The 17,041-nt window shown below is 60.3% G+C and carries 16 protein-coding genes; 4 read left to right on the forward strand and 12 right to left on the reverse strand.

Annotated features, from left to right (window positions below; all coding sequences use genetic code 11):
• Nucleotides 1–5 precede the first annotated feature (5 nt).
• Both ACIQUI_RS23850 and ACIQUI_RS23855 read left to right on the forward strand, forming a co-directional pair.
• Nucleotides 6–1,409, forward strand: coding sequence for an efflux transporter outer membrane subunit (locus ACIQUI_RS23850; RefSeq protein WP_403203140.1), 1,404 nt, complete (start codon nucleotides 6–8; stop codon nucleotides 1,407–1,409).
• 78 nt (nucleotides 1,410–1,487) lie between these two features.
• Nucleotides 1,488–2,072 carry a hypothetical protein gene (locus ACIQUI_RS23855; protein WP_403203141.1) on the forward strand — a complete coding sequence of 195 codons (585 nt, stop codon included), beginning with the start codon at nucleotides 1,488–1,490 and terminating at the stop codon, nucleotides 2,070–2,072.
• 15 nt (nucleotides 2,073–2,087) lie between these two features.
• Here the strand turns inward: ACIQUI_RS23855 and ACIQUI_RS23860 are convergent, their stop codons facing one another.
• The 5 genes from ACIQUI_RS23860 to ACIQUI_RS23880 form a co-directional block, all read right to left on the reverse strand.
• Nucleotides 2,088–3,104 (reverse strand): 3-hydroxybutyryl-CoA dehydrogenase, encoded by a 1,017-nt coding sequence (locus ACIQUI_RS23860; RefSeq protein ID WP_403203142.1) that lies wholly within the window; start codon nucleotides 3,102–3,104, stop codon nucleotides 2,088–2,090.
• Nucleotides 3,101–4,201, reverse strand: coding sequence for an NAD/NADP octopine/nopaline dehydrogenase family protein (locus ACIQUI_RS23865; RefSeq protein ID WP_403203143.1), 1,101 nt, complete (start codon nucleotides 4,199–4,201; stop codon nucleotides 3,101–3,103). Before ACIQUI_RS23865 ends, ACIQUI_RS23860 begins: the two co-directional genes overlap by 4 nt.
• Before the next feature lie 143 nt (nucleotides 4,202–4,344).
• The gene (locus ACIQUI_RS23870; RefSeq protein WP_403203144.1) at nucleotides 4,345–4,659 is read right to left on the reverse strand and encodes a FeoB-associated Cys-rich membrane protein; all 315 of its coding nucleotides are present in this window, start codon (nucleotides 4,657–4,659) and stop codon (nucleotides 4,345–4,347) included.
• Entirely contained in the window at nucleotides 4,656–6,491 is a 1,836-nt protein-coding gene (locus tag ACIQUI_RS23875; RefSeq protein WP_403203145.1) for a ferrous iron transporter B, read from the reverse strand. The genes ACIQUI_RS23870 and ACIQUI_RS23875 overlap by 4 nt, the downstream gene beginning before the upstream one ends.
• Nucleotides 6,491–6,730: a ferrous iron transport protein A gene (locus ACIQUI_RS23880; protein WP_403203146.1), complete on the reverse strand. Its 240-nt coding sequence runs from the start codon at nucleotides 6,728–6,730 to the stop codon at nucleotides 6,491–6,493. Before ACIQUI_RS23880 ends, ACIQUI_RS23875 begins: the two co-directional genes overlap by 1 nt.
• 405 nt (nucleotides 6,731–7,135) lie before the next feature.
• Between ACIQUI_RS23880 and ACIQUI_RS23885 the strand changes: the two genes are divergently transcribed.
• Nucleotides 7,136–10,156 carry an FAD-binding and (Fe-S)-binding domain-containing protein gene (locus ACIQUI_RS23885; protein WP_403203147.1) on the forward strand — a complete coding sequence of 1,007 codons (3,021 nt, stop codon included), beginning with the start codon at nucleotides 7,136–7,138 and terminating at the stop codon, nucleotides 10,154–10,156.
• A gap of 65 nt (nucleotides 10,157–10,221) precedes the next feature.
• Here ACIQUI_RS23885 and ACIQUI_RS23890 read toward each other — a convergent pair whose 3' ends face one another.
• The 3 genes from ACIQUI_RS23890 to ACIQUI_RS23900 form a co-directional block, all read right to left on the reverse strand.
• Entirely contained in the window at nucleotides 10,222–11,709 is a 1,488-nt protein-coding gene (locus ACIQUI_RS23890) for an aldehyde dehydrogenase family protein (RefSeq protein ID WP_403203148.1), read from the reverse strand.
• A 132-nt stretch (nucleotides 11,710–11,841) separates the two neighbouring features.
• A complete protein-coding gene (locus ACIQUI_RS23895) occupies nucleotides 11,842–12,357 on the reverse strand; it encodes a nuclear transport factor 2 family protein (protein WP_403203149.1) in 516 nt (171 codons plus the stop codon).
• 67 nt (nucleotides 12,358–12,424) lie between these two features.
• A complete protein-coding gene (locus ACIQUI_RS23900) occupies nucleotides 12,425–13,549 on the reverse strand; it encodes an amidase family protein (RefSeq protein WP_391136078.1) in 1,125 nt (374 codons plus the stop codon).
• A gap of 203 nt (nucleotides 13,550–13,752) precedes the next feature.
• Here ACIQUI_RS23900 and ACIQUI_RS23905 point away from each other — a divergent pair, with 203 nt between their 5' ends.
• The gene (locus ACIQUI_RS23905) at nucleotides 13,753–14,232 is read left to right on the forward strand and encodes a MarR family winged helix-turn-helix transcriptional regulator (RefSeq protein WP_403203150.1); all 480 of its coding nucleotides are present in this window, start codon (nucleotides 13,753–13,755) and stop codon (nucleotides 14,230–14,232) included.
• A gap of 68 nt (nucleotides 14,233–14,300) precedes the next feature.
• Here ACIQUI_RS23905 and ACIQUI_RS23910 read toward each other — a convergent pair whose 3' ends face one another.
• From ACIQUI_RS23910 to ACIQUI_RS23925, 4 genes are read right to left on the reverse strand one after another with little or no spacing between them, the layout of a single operon-like run.
• Nucleotides 14,301–14,798: a flavin reductase gene (locus ACIQUI_RS23910; protein ID WP_403203151.1), complete on the reverse strand. Its 498-nt coding sequence runs from the start codon at nucleotides 14,796–14,798 to the stop codon at nucleotides 14,301–14,303.
• 11 nt (nucleotides 14,799–14,809) lie between these two features.
• Nucleotides 14,810–15,769: a PDR/VanB family oxidoreductase gene (locus tag ACIQUI_RS23915; protein WP_403203152.1), complete on the reverse strand. Its 960-nt coding sequence runs from the start codon at nucleotides 15,767–15,769 to the stop codon at nucleotides 14,810–14,812.
• 48 nt (nucleotides 15,770–15,817) lie between these two features.
• Nucleotides 15,818–16,558, reverse strand: coding sequence for an SDR family NAD(P)-dependent oxidoreductase (locus tag ACIQUI_RS23920; protein WP_403203153.1), 741 nt, complete (start codon nucleotides 16,556–16,558; stop codon nucleotides 15,818–15,820).
• 11 nt (nucleotides 16,559–16,569) lie between these two features.
• Nucleotides 16,570–17,040, reverse strand: a complete 471-nt coding sequence (locus ACIQUI_RS23925) for an aromatic-ring-hydroxylating dioxygenase subunit beta (protein WP_403203154.1) — start codon at nucleotides 17,038–17,040, stop codon at nucleotides 16,570–16,572.
• Nucleotide 17,041 lies beyond the last annotated feature (1 nt).

Genomic DNA, 17,041 nt, shown 5'->3' on the forward strand with positions numbered 1-17,041 from the left:
ATGAGATGGATCGAAAAAAAATTGCCAGGCCTGCGATGCTGGGCCTGTTCATTACCTTGGCAGGCTGCTCGCTGGCACCGGACTACCATAAACCGGCCATTCCGGTTGCTGAACACTGGCCGCAACAGGATGCCGGGAAAGAGCCGGGACAGACCCGTCATGCGGGTTATCAAGCCTTCGTCACTGACCCACAATTGCTTGAAGTGCTAGACACTGCAGTATCCAACAACCGTTCGTTGCGCCAGACCCTGTTGGACATCGAGGCCGCCAGAGCGCAGTACCGCGTTCAACGTAGCGACCGTCTTCCCGGCCTCAGCGCCGGGACGTCGGGCAACAGGGCTCATGTGCCGGCGGACTTATCGAGTAACGGTCAAGGCGGCACTTCCTCAACGTATCAGGCAAGCCTGAACCTGCCTGAATACGAAATTGATCTGTTCGGTCGGGTCAGAAACTTAAGCGATGCTGCACTCGAACAGTTCATGGCGGCCGAGGAAACAGCCGCAAGCGCTAAAATTGCCTTGACCGCCGATATCATCCAGGGCTATCTGAACCATGAAAGCGCCCAGCGCCAATTGATAGTTACACGGCAGACCCTCAGGAGCCGAGAGGAGTCGGTGGATCTGGTCCGACAACAATTGGCCAATGGCACCGCGACGGCATTGGATTACCAGGAAGCTCGCGGGTTGGTCGAGCAAGCTCGAGCCGACCTGGAAAGCAGCGAACGTAGCCGACGCCAGGCTCGAAACGCGCTGGTATTGCTTATTGGCACACCCGACGCCGCGTCTCTACTCCCTGAACAGCCTCGCGATCAGCAGCTGGTTGTCCAGGAGCTGGCAGCAGATACACCGTCGCAGCTGCTGCTACAGCGCCCAGACATCCTGGCCAGTGAACATCAGCTCAAGGCCAGGCATGCTGATATAGGTGCGGCGCGGGCAGCATTTTTTCCGCGTATTACGTTGACCGGTTCGTTCGGAACCTCCAGCGCTCAGATGTCCAACCTGTTCGACGGCGGTTCGCGTTCCTGGTCGTTCTTGCCAACATTGAGTCTGCCCATTTTCGACGGAGGGCGGAATCGGGCGAATCTGGACCTTGCCGAGGTTCGCAAGGACGTGGCAGTTGCAAGTTACGAGCAGACAGTACAGACGGCTTTCCGCGAGGTAGCCGATGCACTGGACAGTGTCGATACGCTCCGCCGTGAGGTGCGCGCTCGCAGCACGCTTGCAGATTCCAGTGGCGAGGCACTGTTGCTCGCCCAGGCACGCTATCGCCAGGGTATTGATACCCACCTGCGCTATCTCGATGCACAACGCAGCAACTTCGACGCTCAGACCAATCTGATCAAAGTACGCAACGATCAGCAATTGGCCTTGGTGGCGCTATATCGCTCTCTCGGGGGGGCCTGGTACTGAAAGCAACGGGCCGCGACGGATAGCATCCGTCGCGGCACGGCAGATTGTGCTCCAACCCCTCCAGCGGGTTAGACTGTCATGCTGCCGTTACCAAGGAACGAAAAATCGATGCGAACAGCAGTAATCGATGAACAGATCATAAGTGCCCTGATCATGGCACTGGCACGTAACCCACGCGCTTCCCTTCAGGATCTGTCCAATACTGTGAGAATTGGCAAGACCACGTTATATCGTTTCGCCAAGACGCGTGATGAACTGATCGACAAATTGCGTGCCCGCTGCGTGGCCGCCTTGTTGCAGGCATGCGAAAGGTCCATGCTGGAACAGGCACCGGTCGAGCAAGCGTTTCGTAGCCTGGTGGACAATCACTTGGCCGAGAAGGAAGCCTGCGCATTCCTGCTCAACTATTGGCGCTCGCCGCTAACGGAAACAGCACGACAGACCGACGAGCAATGGCTCGCCTACGAACAGGCAATGGAAGCATTTTTCGTGCGTGCACAACGTGAAGGTTTGTTCAGGGTCGGGCCGTCTGCCGTCTGCCTGTGTGACATGTTCGGCTACGTTGTGGCAGGGTTGGCCGATTCGGCGCTATCGGGACGTATCGCCCATGTAGGATTGGAAATCCAGGCATACGACCTGCTGCTCAAAGGTATGCATGCCTGATCGCGCTTAGCGGAGCTACGAGGGCGTTAACTCGCTGGGCTTGCTCAGGTCGCCTTCAATACGCGGCGCCAACCCGGTGTCGCGCAACCGCCGGACCAAGGTTGCCATGCGGGTCTGGCGGTAGGCCTGCACATCCATGCTCCGGTAGTCATAGAAACCGACACCATCACGCAGGCCGTTGCGCCCTGTGGCCATATTGTCGAGCACCGACTGCGGCGCCTGGTAACGCTCACCGAGGTGCCGGGCGAGGTACGCCGAAGCATGGTGGAGGATGTCCCCGCCCCCCCAGTCGATGAACTCCAGCAGCCCCAGTACCGAGAAGCGCAAGCCAAAGCCGCTGCGCACCGCCAGGTCGATCTGCTCGGCGCTGGCGACACCTTCCTCGACCATCCGCGCCGCTTCATTCATCACCAGCGCCTGCAGGCGTGGCACGATGAAGCCCGGCGTGGCGTTGCACACCACAGGCACTTTGCCGATGGCCTGCAGCGTTTCCAGCAGCTCGACCACCACGGCGTCGCTGGTCTGCGTGCTGCGCGACACTTCCACCAGTGGCATCAGTTGCGCAGGGTTGAGCCAGTGCGCGTTGACCATGCGCTGGGGGGCACTGACCATGGCCGCCAGTTCGGTTACCAGGAAGGTCGAGGTGGTCGAAGCGATGATCGCGTCCGCCGCCAGGTGCCGGTCAATCCACGCCAACGCCTCGCGCTTGGCGCAGATAACCTCAGGCACGGCCTCGAAGACCAGGCGGCAGCCTTCCAGCGCCTGGCCGCCTTGCTCAAAGGGCAGCAGTTGAACGCGTGACAGAAGCTGCCTGGCCTGCCGTGAATCGATCAGTTCAAGAACGGCAAGGTTCTCCACCTCGAGCGCCAGATTGCGCCTGAGCGCTTCAAAGTAATCGGCCTGGGCTTGAGGCTGGCGCGCCTTGAGATCGATGAGGCTGACATTGACCCCGGCCTGGGCGAAGGCCAAGGCTATGCCTTCGCCCATCCGCCCGGCACCGACCACTGCGATGTGCCGCGACGGTGTGCTCATGACGCAACACCGTCGCGTAGCAAGGCTGCCATCTGCCCGCGATCGAGCCCGGCCAGGCCAAGGTTTTCCAGGGTGCGGCCTTCGCTGAACAGGTCTCGTCCGGTCACCGCAGAGGCAAGAGCCAGCAAACCTTCAGCCACAGGCGTCGGCACACCGGCCCAACGCCCGACGGACACCAGCAGCGACAGACCCAGGCGGGTATCTTCGAGCATATAGCGGTGCTGCTGCAGGTCGATCTTCTCGCGCCAGTCGCCGCTGTCGGTGAGTTTGCCGTGAGCGCCACGGCCATACATCCACTCATCGCCCTGGTTGGTGTTGTAGTGGTCGGCCAGTGGGAAGTGCGGCGCCGGGTACCCCATTGCCTCACGCACCCGCATACGTTCGGCATCGAGTTGGTTGGTAACCCGGCGGATCGACGGCTGGGTACCTTCGTTGTGGATGTCCCACGACTCGAAGTGCTCCAGTGGCCCGGCATTCATCAGGATCAGCGGTGGGTGGATGACAGGCCCGGCATTCATCAGGGCGCCACTCAGGGCATCTTCGATCGGTTCCACGCTCGGGTAGGCCTCGCGCAGCACGCTGAAGGCATGCGCAGACAGCCGGGCAGGCAGCACGCCGGTGGGAAGGCGCGTGGCATATGCACTGATCACCAACTGATCGATCCCATGTTTGCGCACCAGGTACGGCAAGGTGCCGGTCTCGGCGAAGGCCACGTCGGCATGATTGCCGCACTCGCGCATTGCCTTGGCAAAAACGTAGCTGCCAAAGGTGCCCGGTGGCAGGAATACGACCTGACCGGCGCTGAGCAACGGTGCAACTTCGGTCGCCAGTGATAAATGGCTGATTGCTGGCAAGGGGATGATCACCAGGTCGGCGCCCTGGAGCGCCTCACGCAGATCGGTGACCAGTTGCAGGTTATCGCCAAGGCCGACTTGCCGAGTACCGCGATAATCGCGCACGGTGAGGCTGCCGATCGCCTGCAGCGCTTGCAGGGCCGCCCCGTCACGGCGCCACAACCGTGTGGCATGACCGCGCTCTGCCATTTCGACGGCTGCTGCGTAGCAGCCGTGACCGCCTCCAAGAACAGTGATTTGCATGGGTGTGGCTCCGCGTGTGGATGATGGGCCGATGCTAACCAGCACGCTCTTTGCCAACACTCCAGATCGCGCAGGCAGGCGACCGATTGCGCAGCTTTCAACGCCAGAGAGGATACCGCGCCTGGGGAACGGCGAGCTGACGCTTAGTCCGCCCGTCGCCACCGCGACCTGTTGGCTACCATGGCTGACTTCGCACTGGCCCTGCCGTTAGTAACCGGTCCCTCATCGAGGGCCTTGATGTCCTCCCCCTGCTCTTGCACGACAAATACAGGAATCCGCGCGCAAGGCGGTGTTTGTTCATGCGCAGGATTCACGGAGGCTGTCGAGCATCCAGATGAACAGGAGCCACATCCGTCACCACAGGCTCCTGCGCGCGCGGGCCTCAGGCGCTGCCAAAGCCTGCGCACTGCGAAAGCGACAATCAGTGCAACGATGAGGTATTGCACTATCAAGCTCATGAAGCTGCTCGCATGACATGGTAGGTAACCCAGGCCATCACGTAAGCCACCACAAACATGTACCCGAAGGCCAGGCCAACCTGCCGCCAACTGGCCGTTTCCTTGCGGATCACCGCCAATGTCGACATGCACTGCGGAGCAAAAGCGAACCACACCATCAGTGAAAGCGCACTTGCCAACGATATGTGTGAGGAAAGCACTTGGCTCAGCGATGACACATCGTCAGGATTTGCCACAGCGTAGACAGTTGCCAACGTTGCCACTGCTGTTTCGCGTGCGGCGAACGCCGGAATCAAAGCCAATGTAATCTGCCAGTTGAAGCCAAGTGGCGAAAAGACGGGCTCCAACGCCTGGCCAAGGTACCCGGCAATGCTGTAATCGATCGAAGCACCTGAAGCGCCCGCTGGTGGGCCAGGAAAGATAGAAATGAACCACATGATGATCGTGAGCGCGAGAATGACCCCGGTCAGCTTCCTCAGGAACAAATGGCCGCGCTCGCACAATCGCAGCGCCAGGTCACGAAGACGTGGCAAGCGATAAGCTGGCAACTCCATCAGCAACAGCGGCTGTTCGATGGCAGCCGGACGTAGACGTTTGCATACCCAACCTACCGTCATGGCACCGCAGATACCCAATAAGTACAGGCCAAGCAGCACGAGCCCCTGCAGGGTAAATACGCCAGCGACGGTGGTGTCCGGAATGACTGCACTGATGAGTAACGCGTAGACCGGCAGACGCGCCGAACAGGTCATCAACGGGGCGACCATGATGGTCGTCAGGCGATCATAGCGATCGCCGATGCTGCGAGCGCCGATAATACCCGGAATGGCGCAGGCGAAACTCGACAACAGCGGAATGAAAGAACGTCCGGTCAGCCCTACCCCACGCATCAACCGGTCAAGAATGAACGCAGCCCGCGGCAGATACCCCGATTCCTCCAGTACGAATATGAAGAAGAACAGGACGAGGATTTGAGGCATGAAGCCAAGCACTGTCCCCAATCCGCCTATCAAACCGTCGCAGAGCAGGCCCTGTAGCGGACCTGCCGGGAGCAGTCCGGCCACGATGCTGGCCAAACCATCAGCGCCATCTGCGATTGCGTCCGTGATGGGTTTGCCTATCAGGTAGACACCCTGGAATACCATGAACATGATGGCGATCAACGCGACCGGCCCCACGATGGGATGAAGCAGCCAACGGTCAACCGCATCAACGCCCGCATCTGAAAGTTGCAGGTTTTGTACGCATGCTTCAAGTGTCTGACGAACATGACCATGCAGATCAGCGTCATCGGTAAAACCGGGCGCAAAGGCAGAGGACGCGGTGGGTGCATCATCGAGCATCTTGAGCAACGCCCCAGCGCCATCGCGACGAACAGCGACAGTCTCGACTACCGGCATGCCCAGCAGCCGCGAAAGTTTGCACTTGTCGATAATGATTCCACGTTTGCGCGCAGCATCCGCCATGTTCAGGACGAGAATAATCGGAATGCCAAAACGCCTGACTTCCAATGCCAAGCGCAACTGGAGTCGAAGATTGGTGGCATCTACGACGCACAGTAAAAGGTCAGGCGAGCGTTCACCTGAATAGGCACCCTGGAGAACGCGAAGGGTCACGCGCTCATCCTCGCTCACGCTCGATAACCCATAAGTGCCTGGCAAATCGATAACCTGGCAGGTACCTCCCGAAGGCATTCGCAGGGTGCCCTCTTTGCGCTCAACCGTAGCACCTGCGAAATTCGCAACTCTTTGCTTCGCCCCGGTCAACAAATTGAACAACGCTGTCTTTCCGCAGTTGGGCGTACCGACCAGTGCTATACGATTGCCCGCCATCACCCAGCCACCTCAACCAAGACCATCATCGCTTCACTTTTGCGCAAGGCGAAACGGGTAGCACCAACCTGAACCAGAATGGGATCCCCGCCCCATGGCGCATGCGCTACCACCGACACAGGTTCACCAGGGACCAGGCCGATGTCCTGAAGCCTCTGCGCAAGCCTTGTCGTGTCATCGGATTGCATGATTTGGCAGACTACTGCCGATTGATGACGCTTAAGATCGGATAGATACATTTCGCCCCAAAATGCTAATGATTTGGATTTTCACAAAATGCTAGGGGGCCGGATTGAACGATGCAATATAAGTGAAGATATCTTCATTTAGCGTCACTTTCCTGCTGGAAGCCGGCACACTTTTTCATGGACCCAATCACCGAAGCTACGAGCGCATGTTATCGGCTGCCTTCGGATGGGTTCGAAAAGCCATCGTCAGCGACCCGCTCGTTCACGCCCATCGGATATCACAGTGATATCGACACATTCATAAAACTCATTGATAGAGGGCGAAATATCCGTTTGTAGTGCGGCCTAAGCTCACTGATTATTGATGTGCTCGCTGCCTGCCTCCTCTCGTACTCATGCCGAGACAGCACGTTTCAACATTTCCGTGATCAGTTTCCTACAAGAGGCCATCCCCCGATGATCGCCCAGCTTCCGACCCGCGCACCGTCAGCCGATTATTCCGCGTTCCTCGACGCCCTGCGTGCCTCAGGCTTTCGTGGACAGTTCAGCGCCGATTACGCCACCCGCACGGTGCTCGCGACCGACAACTCGATCTACCAGCGCCTGCCCCAGGCGGCCGTGTTCCCGCTAGACGCAGACGACGTCGCGCGCGTGGCGACGCTGATGGCCGAACCGCGGTTTCGCCAGATCAAGCTGACCCCGCGCGGCGGTGGCACCGGGACCAACGGCCAGTCGCTGACCGACGGTATCGTCGTCGACTTGTCACGGCACATGAACACCATCCTTGAAATCAACGTCGAGGAGCGTTGGGTGCGTGTTCAGGCCGGCGTGGTCAAGGATCAGCTGAACGCAGCGCTTAAACCCCATGGTCTGTTCTTCGCCCCCGAACTCTCGACTTCCAACCGAGCTACCGTCGGCGGCATGATCAATACCGACGCCAGCGGCCAAGGCAGTTGCACCTACGGCAAGACCCGTGACCATGTATTGGAACTGGACACCGTGCTGCTCGGTGGCGAACGCCTGCACAGCCAACCGATCGACGACAACGCGCTGGACCATGCCTGTGCCCGTTCCGATCGCGTCGGCGCGATCTACCGCATGGCCCGGGAGATCCAGGAAACCAAGGCTGAGCTCATCGAGTCGATCTTCCCTAAACTCAACCGTTGCCTCACCGGCTATGACCTGGCGCACCTGCGCGACGAGCACGGCCGTTTCAACCTCAACAGCGTGCTGTGCGGCGCCGAGGGGTCGCTGGGCTATGTGGTCGAGGCCAAGCTCAACGTACTGCCTATCCCCAAGTACGCCGTGCTGGTGAACGTGCGCTACGCAAGCTTCATGGATGCGCTACGCGACGCCAATGCGCTGATGGCGAAGAAGCCGCTGTCAATCGAGACCGTAGACTCGCGTGTATTGCTGCTGGCGATGAAGGACATCGTCTGGCACAGCGTTGCCGAATACTTCCCAGCCGACGCCGACCGTCCGACCTTGGGCATCAACCTGGTGGAGTTTTGTGGTGACGAGCCGGCAGAGGTCAATGCCCGGGTACAGGCTTTCGTCGAGCATTTACAGGCTGACACCAGCGTCGAGCGCCTGGGGCACACCCTGGCCGAAGGTGCTGAGGCGGTAACCCGCGTCTACGTGATGCGCAAGCGCTCGGTGGGCCTGCTCGGCAACGTCGAAGGCGAAGTACGCCCGCAGCCCTTCGTTGAGGACACCGCAGTGCCGCCAGAGCAACTGGCCGACTACATCGCCGAGTTCCGCGCGCTGCTGGACAGCTACGGGCTGACCTACGGCATGTTCGGTCACGTCGACGCCGGCGTGCTGCACGTGCGCCCCGCGCTGGACATGAAGGACCCGGCCCAGGCGGCCCTGGTGAAACCGATTTCCGACGCCGTGGCGGCGCTGACCCACAAATATGGTGGACTGCTCTGGGGCGAGCATGGCAAAGGCTTGCGCTCGGAATACGTGCCCGACTTCTTTGGTGAGCTGTACCCGTCGCTACAGGCGCTCAAAGGTGCTTTCGACCCACACAACCAGCTCAACCCCGGCAAGATCTGCACCCCGCCAGACAGCGTCGAAGACCTTATCAAGGTTGACGGTGTGACCCTGCGCGGCGATTTGGATCGCACCATCGACGAGCGCGTGTGGCAGGACTTCCCGAGCGCCGTGCACTGCAACGGTAACGGTGCCTGCTACAACTACGACCCCAACGACGCCATGTGCCCGTCGTGGAAAGCTACCCGCGAGCGCCAGCATTCGCCCAAGGGCCGCGCCTCGTTGATGCGCGAGTGGCTGCGCCTGCAGGGTGAGGCCAACATCGATGTACTGGAGTCTGCTCGCAAGAAGGTATCGTGGCTCAAGGGGCTGCCGACGCGGTTGCGCAACAACCGTGCGAGAAACCAGGGCCAAGAGGACTTCTCCCACGAGGTATACGACGCCATGGCCGGTTGCCTGGCGTGCAAGTCGTGCGCCGGACAGTGCCCGATCAAGGTCAACGTACCGGACTTCCGCTCGCGCTTCCTGCAGCTGTACCACGGCCGCTATCAGCGCCCGCTGCGGGACTATCTGATCGGTTCGCTGGAATTCACCATTCCCTACATGGCCTACATGCCAGGGCTTTACAATACGGTGATGGGTTCGCGCATTGTCAGCAGGTTGTTGGAAAAGCAAGTGGGTATGGTGGACAGCCCGCTGATCAGCCGCTTCAACTTCCAGGCTACCCTCAGCCGTTGCGGGGTCCGTGCCGCCAGTGTAAAGGCCCTGCGCGAGCTGACCCCGGCACAGCGCGAGCGCAGCATCGTGTTGGTGCAGGACGCATTTACCCGCTACTTCGAAACACCCCTGCTGGCCGCCTTCATCGAACTGGCCCATCGCCTCGGCCATCGGGTTTTCCTGGCCCCTTACAGTGCCAATGGCAAGCCGCTGCATGTCCAAGGCTTCCTCGGCGCGTTCGCCAAGGCGGCAATCCGCAACGCCACCCAGCTCAAGGCATTGGCCGACTGCGGAGCACCACTGGTGGGCGTGGACCCGGCCATGACTCTGGTGTACCGCCAGGAGTACCAGAAGGTACCAGGCCTTGAGGACTGCCCGAAGGTACTGCTGCCCCAGGAATGGTTGATGGACGCACTGCCGGAACAGGAGAGCACGGGCAAGGGGGCATTCCGCCTGATGGCGCACTGCACCGAGAAGACCAACGTACCCGCCAGCACCAGGCAGTGGGAGCAGGTTTTCGCCCGGCTGGGGCTCAAGCTGGTGACTGAGGCAACCGGTTGCTGCGGGATGTCGGGTACCTATGGGCACGAAGCACGCAATCAGGAAACCTCAAAAATCATCTTTGATCAGTCCTGGGCGACCAAGCTGGACAAGGAAGGCGAAGCACTGGCAACCGGTTATTCCTGCCGCAGCCAGGTGAAGCGGATGACGGACAAGAAGCTGCGGCATCCGCTGGAAGTGGTACTGGAGTGCGCTCGGAACTGACGAGCGCCTCGACACTCACCCGCAGCGTTTATCCAGTGCAAAGCATTGCCTGCCGATATGCACCATCAGAAACGCATCATCACTGATTTAAGCTCGGTGTAATCGTCAATGAATGCACTGCCAAACTCGCGCCCCACACCTGAGCTCTTCACACCGCCGAACGGTACAGCCGGGTCCAGGAAGGTATGCATGTTGATCCACACGGTTCCGGCCTCGATACGCGGCACCAGGCGCATCGCTTTGGACAGGTCGTTGGTCCAGACGCTCGCACCCAGGCCAAAGGGCGAATCGTTCATCATGCGCACCAGTTCGTCCTCATCATCGAAGGGCAGCACGGTCACGATCGGGCCGAACGTTTCTTCCTGAAGGAACGGGTCGTGTTCACCTTCGGCCTTGATCAACGTGGGTTGAACGAAGTAGCCAGCTCGTGAAACCGGCTGGCCGCCGCAGATCACTTGCTGGCGTTCATTGGCGCGAGCAAGGAACGCGAGAATCTTGTCGTAGTGCGCCTTGTTGGCAAGCGGGCCGAACTGCGCCGACTCGTCCATGGCCCCGCCTACTTTCAAGGTGCCGAGACGCTCTGCCAGCTTGGCGCAGATCGCGTCTACCTTGCTGCGATGGATATAGAGACGTTCTGGCGCAGCGCAGACCTGGCCCTGGTGAACATACGCGGTCTGCAGGATACCCTCGACCGCTGCATCGACATCGATATCGGCAAGGAACGCCGCCGGGTTCTTGCCGCCCAGCTCCAGGGTGACACGGGTCAGGTTGGCGTTGAGCGCCGCCTTGCCCACTGCGATACCGGTCGGCACGGAGCCGGTGAACGACACCTTGCCCACATCCTTGTGGTTGATCAGTTGCTGGCCGATGTCACCGCGCCCGTTGACGATGTTCAGCGCGCCCGTCGGAACCCCGGCCTCGACGGCCAGTTCTGCGATGCGCAGCAGCGACAGTGGCGTGAACTCGCTGGGCTTGACCACGATGGTGCAGCCACAGGTCAGCGCCGAGGCGATCTTCCAGATCCCGATCATCAACGAGAAGTTCCACGGCGTGATGCCGGCAACCACGCCTACCGCTTCGCGACGGGTGAACGCAGCGTACTGCTCGCCCTGGAACGACGGCAGCGACGGAGTCATGGTCTGTCCATGGATCTTGGTGGCCCAACCAGCGAAATAGCGCAGAAACACCACGCTTTGCGGCACTTCGAGCTGACGAGTGAGGTGGATCGACTTGCCGGAGCTGAGCGATTCGAGCTGGGCCAGCTCCTCGGCATTGGCCTCTATCAGATCGGCCAGACGATTCAGGGCTACACCGCGCAGGTAGGGCGAGGTGTTTGCCCAAGTGCCATGAAATGCTTTTTTCGCCGCCGCCACGGCCTCATCGACCAGCGCTTCGCTCGCTTGCGCAACGCGCGTCAGCACAGATGCAGTGGAGGGATCGACCACGTCGATCTGCTCTGCGTTCGACTCGCTGACATAGCGCCCGTCAACGAAGCTGCCGGGCGTGTTGTCGAGAAAGCGCTGGACGCTGGGGAGAAGCTGGATATCGCTCATGGAACCACCTGTAGGCAAGAAATGAATCACGTCACGCAAAGGATCAGCCGAGGTTACCCGGCCATTCGCTGCGGCACTTGTTCATCTCTGTCAACGGTTTGTACCGTTGTGCCAACCAGCCTTCAGCACTGCCTAGCCATTGTCGGGCACAGGCAGCGCCGCATCGCTGTTCCAGGCCGTGACCGGGCGGCTGAACAGGTTCTCGGTCTCAAAGTGCGCAATGCGCCACTGCTGGTCCTCCAGCTCGAAGCGCACATTCAGGCGTGCGGCATTGAGATGGGAGGCACCGTCACTGAACGTGCTGGTCTGGAGCATCACCCAGGTTGCCTGCCCGTGTTCGCCATCCACCTCGATGACCTCGCTGGTCAGGAAGTGCACGTTCAGGGCGAAGTGCGCTGGTGTCTTCATGTAGGTGGCGAACATCGACCTGATCGCCTCCCGCCCCCGGTAGCCGCCGAAGCTCGACGCATACTTGGCACCCTTCCCTTCCCACACGGCGTTACGGGTGAACAGAAGTGCCAACTCATCCAGCGGCGTAGTGGCATCCAGCGCATCGCACAAGGTCATGTAGCGGTTGATGCAAACCCGGATGGCTTGCTGGCTTTCAAAGCTGCGCAAGCGCTCGCGCAGTTCGGCAATCTCGGTCATGGACAAGCTCCCGCAGTCAGTTCAGCTATTGCGTGTGGGGCTGGCTACTACCAGCCCCAGGTTTGGATCAATTGGGCTTGGCGCCGTGGATGTTCTGCAGCAAGCGCTCGGCAACAGCAAGCAGTTTCTCATCGGCACCTTTGGCACCAACAAGCTGCAGCCCGACCGGCAGCCCCGACTCACTGCCCAGTGGAATGGACAATGCCGGGTGGCCAGACAGGTTGAAAGGCCTCACCAGCGATGTCATGCCGAGCACAGCACGTGTGTCGCTTGCGTCCTCGATACGCAGTGGGAAATCCGGCATGGTCGGCAGCGCCAGGACATCGAATCTGGTCAGCGCCAGATCCACTTCTTCAGTGAAGCGCTGACGCACCTCCTCTGCCTCGGCCAGCGCCGTGTCGGTCGTTTGCCCCGCGGCAGCCAGCCGCCCGGCGATGTCTGCGCCGACATTGCCGGTTGCCAGAAGATGGCCACAGGCATCGAAGGTTTCACGATTAATGACCACCATGCCAGCATCGTAGGCGGCACCGAAGTGCTTGAATTCGACGTTGCCCAGGCTCAAGCCACTGGCAGTGAGTGCGCCATGAACGACCTTCTGGATAGCCGCTTCAGCCGTTACCCGAAGCACACCCACCTTGGCTTCACGTGGAACTTGAGCTGCGACGAACGAGGGGTCGATCATGGACATGGCGCGTACGAGCATCGGCAAACTTGCGGCGAAGGGCCCTACGCAGTCGAGGCTGGTACGGCTGGGCATCACGCCTTTACGACTGACCCGGCCGAAGGTTGGCTTGAAACCAAACACCCCGCAGCAACAGGCCGGAATACGCACCGAGCCTCCGGTGTCGGTGCCGAGGCTGAAATCAGCCAGGCCCGCGGCAACCGCTGCAGCCGACCCGCTGGAAGATCCGCCAGGAATCCGCCCTGGGTAATTGGGGTTCATGGCGGTGCCGGTGTAGTGGTTGATGCCCGTGGTCCCGAATGCCAACTCATGAAGGCTCACCTTGGCCGTCAAGCGGGCACCTGCTGCAAGCAGGTTGGCGACAACATCGGCATGCTGCGAGGCCAGGGGAGCCTGTTCAAGTGATTTGCTCGAGGCGCGGGTTGCGGTCCCGGCGACGTCGATAGTGTCCTTGACTGCGACCCTCGGGCCACTGCCACCAAGATCAAGGGTTTCCACGATAATTGTCATGCTTAGCCGCCCTGTTCATGAATGAGTGTCGGATAAATCCAACGGATGACATAATTATTGTTCACATGAAATGTCAACTGAACATTCCACTAAATTGCTATTCTCTCCACTTGCCTGAACCCGCTGCACAAGGCGCCGGAAGATAGCCAAATTCACTGAACCGGCTATGATGGCGCGACTATTTCCGCACAAGTAGTGAACCCATGAGTAACTCGAAACTAAAAGGCCACGCTCACCACGATCCCGCCAGCGATGAATTTCGCAAGGAAGATTTCCCGTTTTACTGGCTCGCCCGTGTTCACGGGCGCTACACGCAGAACATGGAACGACTGCTCAAGAAGGTCGATCTGGACGTACCCCGGTGGCGCGTGCTCTGGATCCTCAATGAGAATGGTCAGTCAAGCATTTCGGAAATTTCCACTCACGCTATTGCCAAGCTTTCGACCACGACCAAGATCGTCTACCGCATGAAAGACGACGGTCTGGTCGAGACTGCCCCTAGCCCAGAGGACGGTCGCGTCACTCAGGTGCAGATCACCGAGCAGGGGCTGCATATGATCGAGCGTATGCAGGACGTGACTCGAGAGCTGTTCCAGCGCAGCTTCAAAGGCCTCACGCAAGCTCAGGTCCAGCGCTTGAACCAGATGCTCGAAGTGGTATTCCACAATCTCGAAACGTTCTAGTGGCTCCGACCCTCTCGCGGAAAAAATGCCCAGCGAGCAACTGGGCGAAGAGGTAAGTGTTTACGGTATCAGCACGCCTTGGAAGCATCTCCGAGTCGATGATAGGCACGGTTGAAATAGACCAGCCCGTCGTCGGCGCAGCCATGGCGAATGTCCTGGATCTCGCAGTAGAAAATACTGTGTGAACCCACTTCATGAACCTGCGCGATACGGCAATCGAAATTGACCAGGGCCTCCTGCATCACCGGCGCCCCGCTCTCGAGCACGGTCCAGTGCGTGGTGGCGAAGCGTTCGTCCATGTTCAGGTTACGGTTGGCGAACGCACCCGACAGTTCCTGGTGGGTGCCGGCCAGAACGTTCACGCACAACGCCTTGTTGGCTTTGAACTGTTCGTTGGAGAACGAGGATCGGTTCATGCATACCAGCAAGGTGGGTGGCGAATCGGTGACACTGCACACCGCAGAAGCGGTGAATCCGAAACGCCCGGCAGGACCATCGGTGGTGATGACCGACACGGCGCCACCGAGCATCGCCATTGCATTGCGAAATTGGGTTACGTCTACCATGGTCGTTCTCCTCAAATATCCAGCACGAGCTTGTTGGACCTGGCGCGCGAGCAACACACCAGAATCTGGTCGTTGGCGGCCTTTTCTTCGTCTGTCAGGTACACATCACGGTGATCGGGCTCACCCTCGAGCACTTCGCACATGCAGGTGCCGCAAACGCCCTGCTCGCAGGAAATCTCGATCTTGATCCCGACTTTGGCCAGGGCATCGAGAATGGTCTGCCCTTCGGCAACCTGAACCGTCTTGTTACTACGTGCAGCGACCACCTCGAACCCGCCACCACTGGCGTCCACCTCCACCTGGAAATATTCCTTGTGGATATGGTCTTCGGCATAACCTTGTTGGCGCGCACCGCCAATGACCCAATCCATGAAGCCTGCTGGCCCACAGGTATACATGTGAGTCCCGGCGCTACCGCTGCCCAGTACCGCAGCCAGATCAAGGCGCTGAGCCGGATCTTCATCGTCGAAGTGGGTGACCACCCGTGCGCTGAAGGGGGCACTGGCCAGCTCATCGAGGAAGGCACTGTGGGTGCGCGAACGGCCACAGTAATGCAACTCGAAATCGGCGCCCTGCTGATGCAGGGAAAACGCCATGGCGATCATCGGCGTGATGCCGATACCACCACCCAACAAAATCGTACGCTTGGCGTCAGCGGCCAGCGGGAACAGGTTGCGCGGAGTGCTGATCTGCAATTCGCGCCCTTCCAGCATGACCTCATGCACGCCTATCGAGCCACCGCGCGAGGCCGGGTCTTTGAGCACACCCAGGCGATACACCGAAGGATCGGACGGATCGCTGCACAGCGAGTACTGGCGCACCAGATCGGGGGCGACATGGATATCCACATGCGCGCCCGCCTCGAAGGCCGGCAGCGCCGCGCCGTCGGCACGCCCCAGATCCAGGACGACGACATCGGCCCCTTGGATTTCGCGCTTGCGCACGACTACATTCAACAGTTCTTCATTCATGGCGGTGTCCCGTAGTACAGCGAGGGCGACCAGGCGCCCCCGGAAAAATCAACGCATGAACAGCCCGCCGTTCACGTCCCAGGTCGCCCCGGTGGTGAAGTAGGCTTCAGGCCGCGCCAGTTGCACGATCAGTTGGCCGAGGAAATCGGCGTCGCCCAGCCGCTGTACCGGGATATTGGCCAGCAGCCCCTCCATGCGCTCAGCCGGGACCGCCGCCCGCACCGCGGGCGAATCGATCGGCCCTGGCGCAATGGCATTGACAGTGACACCTCGGCTTGCAAACTCTTTGGCGAAGATCTTGGTCAGGGTGACGATCGCGCCCTTGCTTGCGGCGTAATGAGCGCCGGTGGCGGTACCACCGTTCTGCCCCGCCAGCGAAGCCATGTTGATGATCCGCCCGTAGCCGGCCTGGGCCATGTGTGCGCCAAGCACCTGGCAGCCCAGAAACACGCTGCGCAGGTTCAGACCAACCACCGCGTCGAACTCCTCCGGCGTGATCTGCATCAGTGGCGTGGTTTTGGTCACCGCCGCGTTGTTGACAACCACGTGCAGGGCACCGAAATGCTCAAGCACCTGTACCAACGCCTGCTCGAAATCGGTTTTCGAACCCACGTCCAGCTTTACCGCCAGCGTGCGGCCGCCAAGCCCCTGCAGCTCCCGGGCGGCGCTTGCGGCCAGCGCCAGGTCGCGGTCGGAGACCACCACGTCGAAGCCTGCGGCCAGTAGCTGAGCGCAGAAACGCTGGCCTAGGCCCTGCCCGGCGCCTGTTACCAATGCGACTTGGTTCATGACCATCTCCTTCAGAGGATGTAACCGATACCGGCGAGGGTATCGTCGCTGTTGATCAGGCTGATCACCTTGCGGTGGATCCTGAAGCCGCCTTCGGCGCGCACCAGGGTGTAGGTCAGGTCGGCGCTGTAATGCTTGAGGCTTTCCTTGCGGAACTCGCGGATGTTCTGCGCGGCGCGCACGGTGACATTGACGCCGTCGTCACCGAGCACGCGGATGCGCGAAATGGTGCGCACGGTGCGTGGCTGCGGGCTGGTGGAAATCGACTCGCCACCGATCAGCCGCTGCACGCGCAGGCCGCGCATGTGGTGGTCGTCGTAGGCGTAGTTGAGGGTGTTCTCGAAGTCGGTTTCCTTCGGGTTGATCGGGATGATGTAGGTCCCTTTCGCGGTCCACAGCTTCAGCCAGGTGTCGTACTCGCCGTGGTCGAGCATGTCGCCTTCCTGCCAGATGAATGCGGTCACTTCATTGAACAGATTCAGG

This window comes from Pseudomonas sp. NPDC090592 (assembly GCF_044769185.1).
Taxonomy (GTDB): Bacteria; Pseudomonadota; Gammaproteobacteria; order Pseudomonadales; family Pseudomonadaceae; genus Aquipseudomonas.

Excerpts from the sequence above, each read along its gene's own strand:
- ACIQUI_RS23850 (WP_403203140.1), top strand. The coding sequence starts at position 6 with ATGGATCGAAAAAAAATTGCCAGGCCTGCGATGCTGGGCCTGTTCATT.
- ACIQUI_RS23855 (WP_403203141.1), top strand. The coding sequence starts at position 1,488 with ATGCTGCCGTTACCAAGGAACGAAAAATCGATGCGAACAGCAGTAATC.
- ACIQUI_RS23860 (WP_403203142.1), bottom strand. The coding sequence starts at position 3,104 with ATGAGCACACCGTCGCGGCACATCGCAGTGGTCGGTGCCGGGCGGATG.
- ACIQUI_RS23865 (WP_403203143.1), bottom strand. The coding sequence starts at position 4,201 with ATGCAAATCACTGTTCTTGGAGGCGGTCACGGCTGCTACGCAGCAGCC.
- ACIQUI_RS23870 (WP_403203144.1), bottom strand. The coding sequence starts at position 4,659 with ATGAGCTTGATAGTGCAATACCTCATCGTTGCACTGATTGTCGCTTTC.
- ACIQUI_RS23875 (WP_403203145.1), bottom strand. The coding sequence starts at position 6,491 with ATGGCGGGCAATCGTATAGCACTGGTCGGTACGCCCAACTGCGGAAAG.
- ACIQUI_RS23880 (WP_403203146.1), bottom strand. The coding sequence starts at position 6,730 with ATGTATCTATCCGATCTTAAGCGTCATCAATCGGCAGTAGTCTGCCAA.
- ACIQUI_RS23885 (WP_403203147.1), top strand. The coding sequence starts at position 7,136 with ATGATCGCCCAGCTTCCGACCCGCGCACCGTCAGCCGATTATTCCGCG.
- ACIQUI_RS23890 (WP_403203148.1), bottom strand. The coding sequence starts at position 11,709 with ATGAGCGATATCCAGCTTCTCCCCAGCGTCCAGCGCTTTCTCGACAAC.
- ACIQUI_RS23895 (WP_403203149.1), bottom strand. The coding sequence starts at position 12,357 with ATGACCGAGATTGCCGAACTGCGCGAGCGCTTGCGCAGCTTTGAAAGC.
- ACIQUI_RS23900 (WP_391136078.1), bottom strand. The coding sequence starts at position 13,549 with ATGACAATTATCGTGGAAACCCTTGATCTTGGTGGCAGTGGCCCGAGG.
- ACIQUI_RS23905 (WP_403203150.1), top strand. The coding sequence starts at position 13,753 with ATGAGTAACTCGAAACTAAAAGGCCACGCTCACCACGATCCCGCCAGC.
- ACIQUI_RS23910 (WP_403203151.1), bottom strand. The coding sequence starts at position 14,798 with ATGGTAGACGTAACCCAATTTCGCAATGCAATGGCGATGCTCGGTGGC.
- ACIQUI_RS23915 (WP_403203152.1), bottom strand. The coding sequence starts at position 15,769 with ATGAATGAAGAACTGTTGAATGTAGTCGTGCGCAAGCGCGAAATCCAA.
- ACIQUI_RS23920 (WP_403203153.1), bottom strand. The coding sequence starts at position 16,558 with ATGAACCAAGTCGCATTGGTAACAGGCGCCGGGCAGGGCCTAGGCCAG.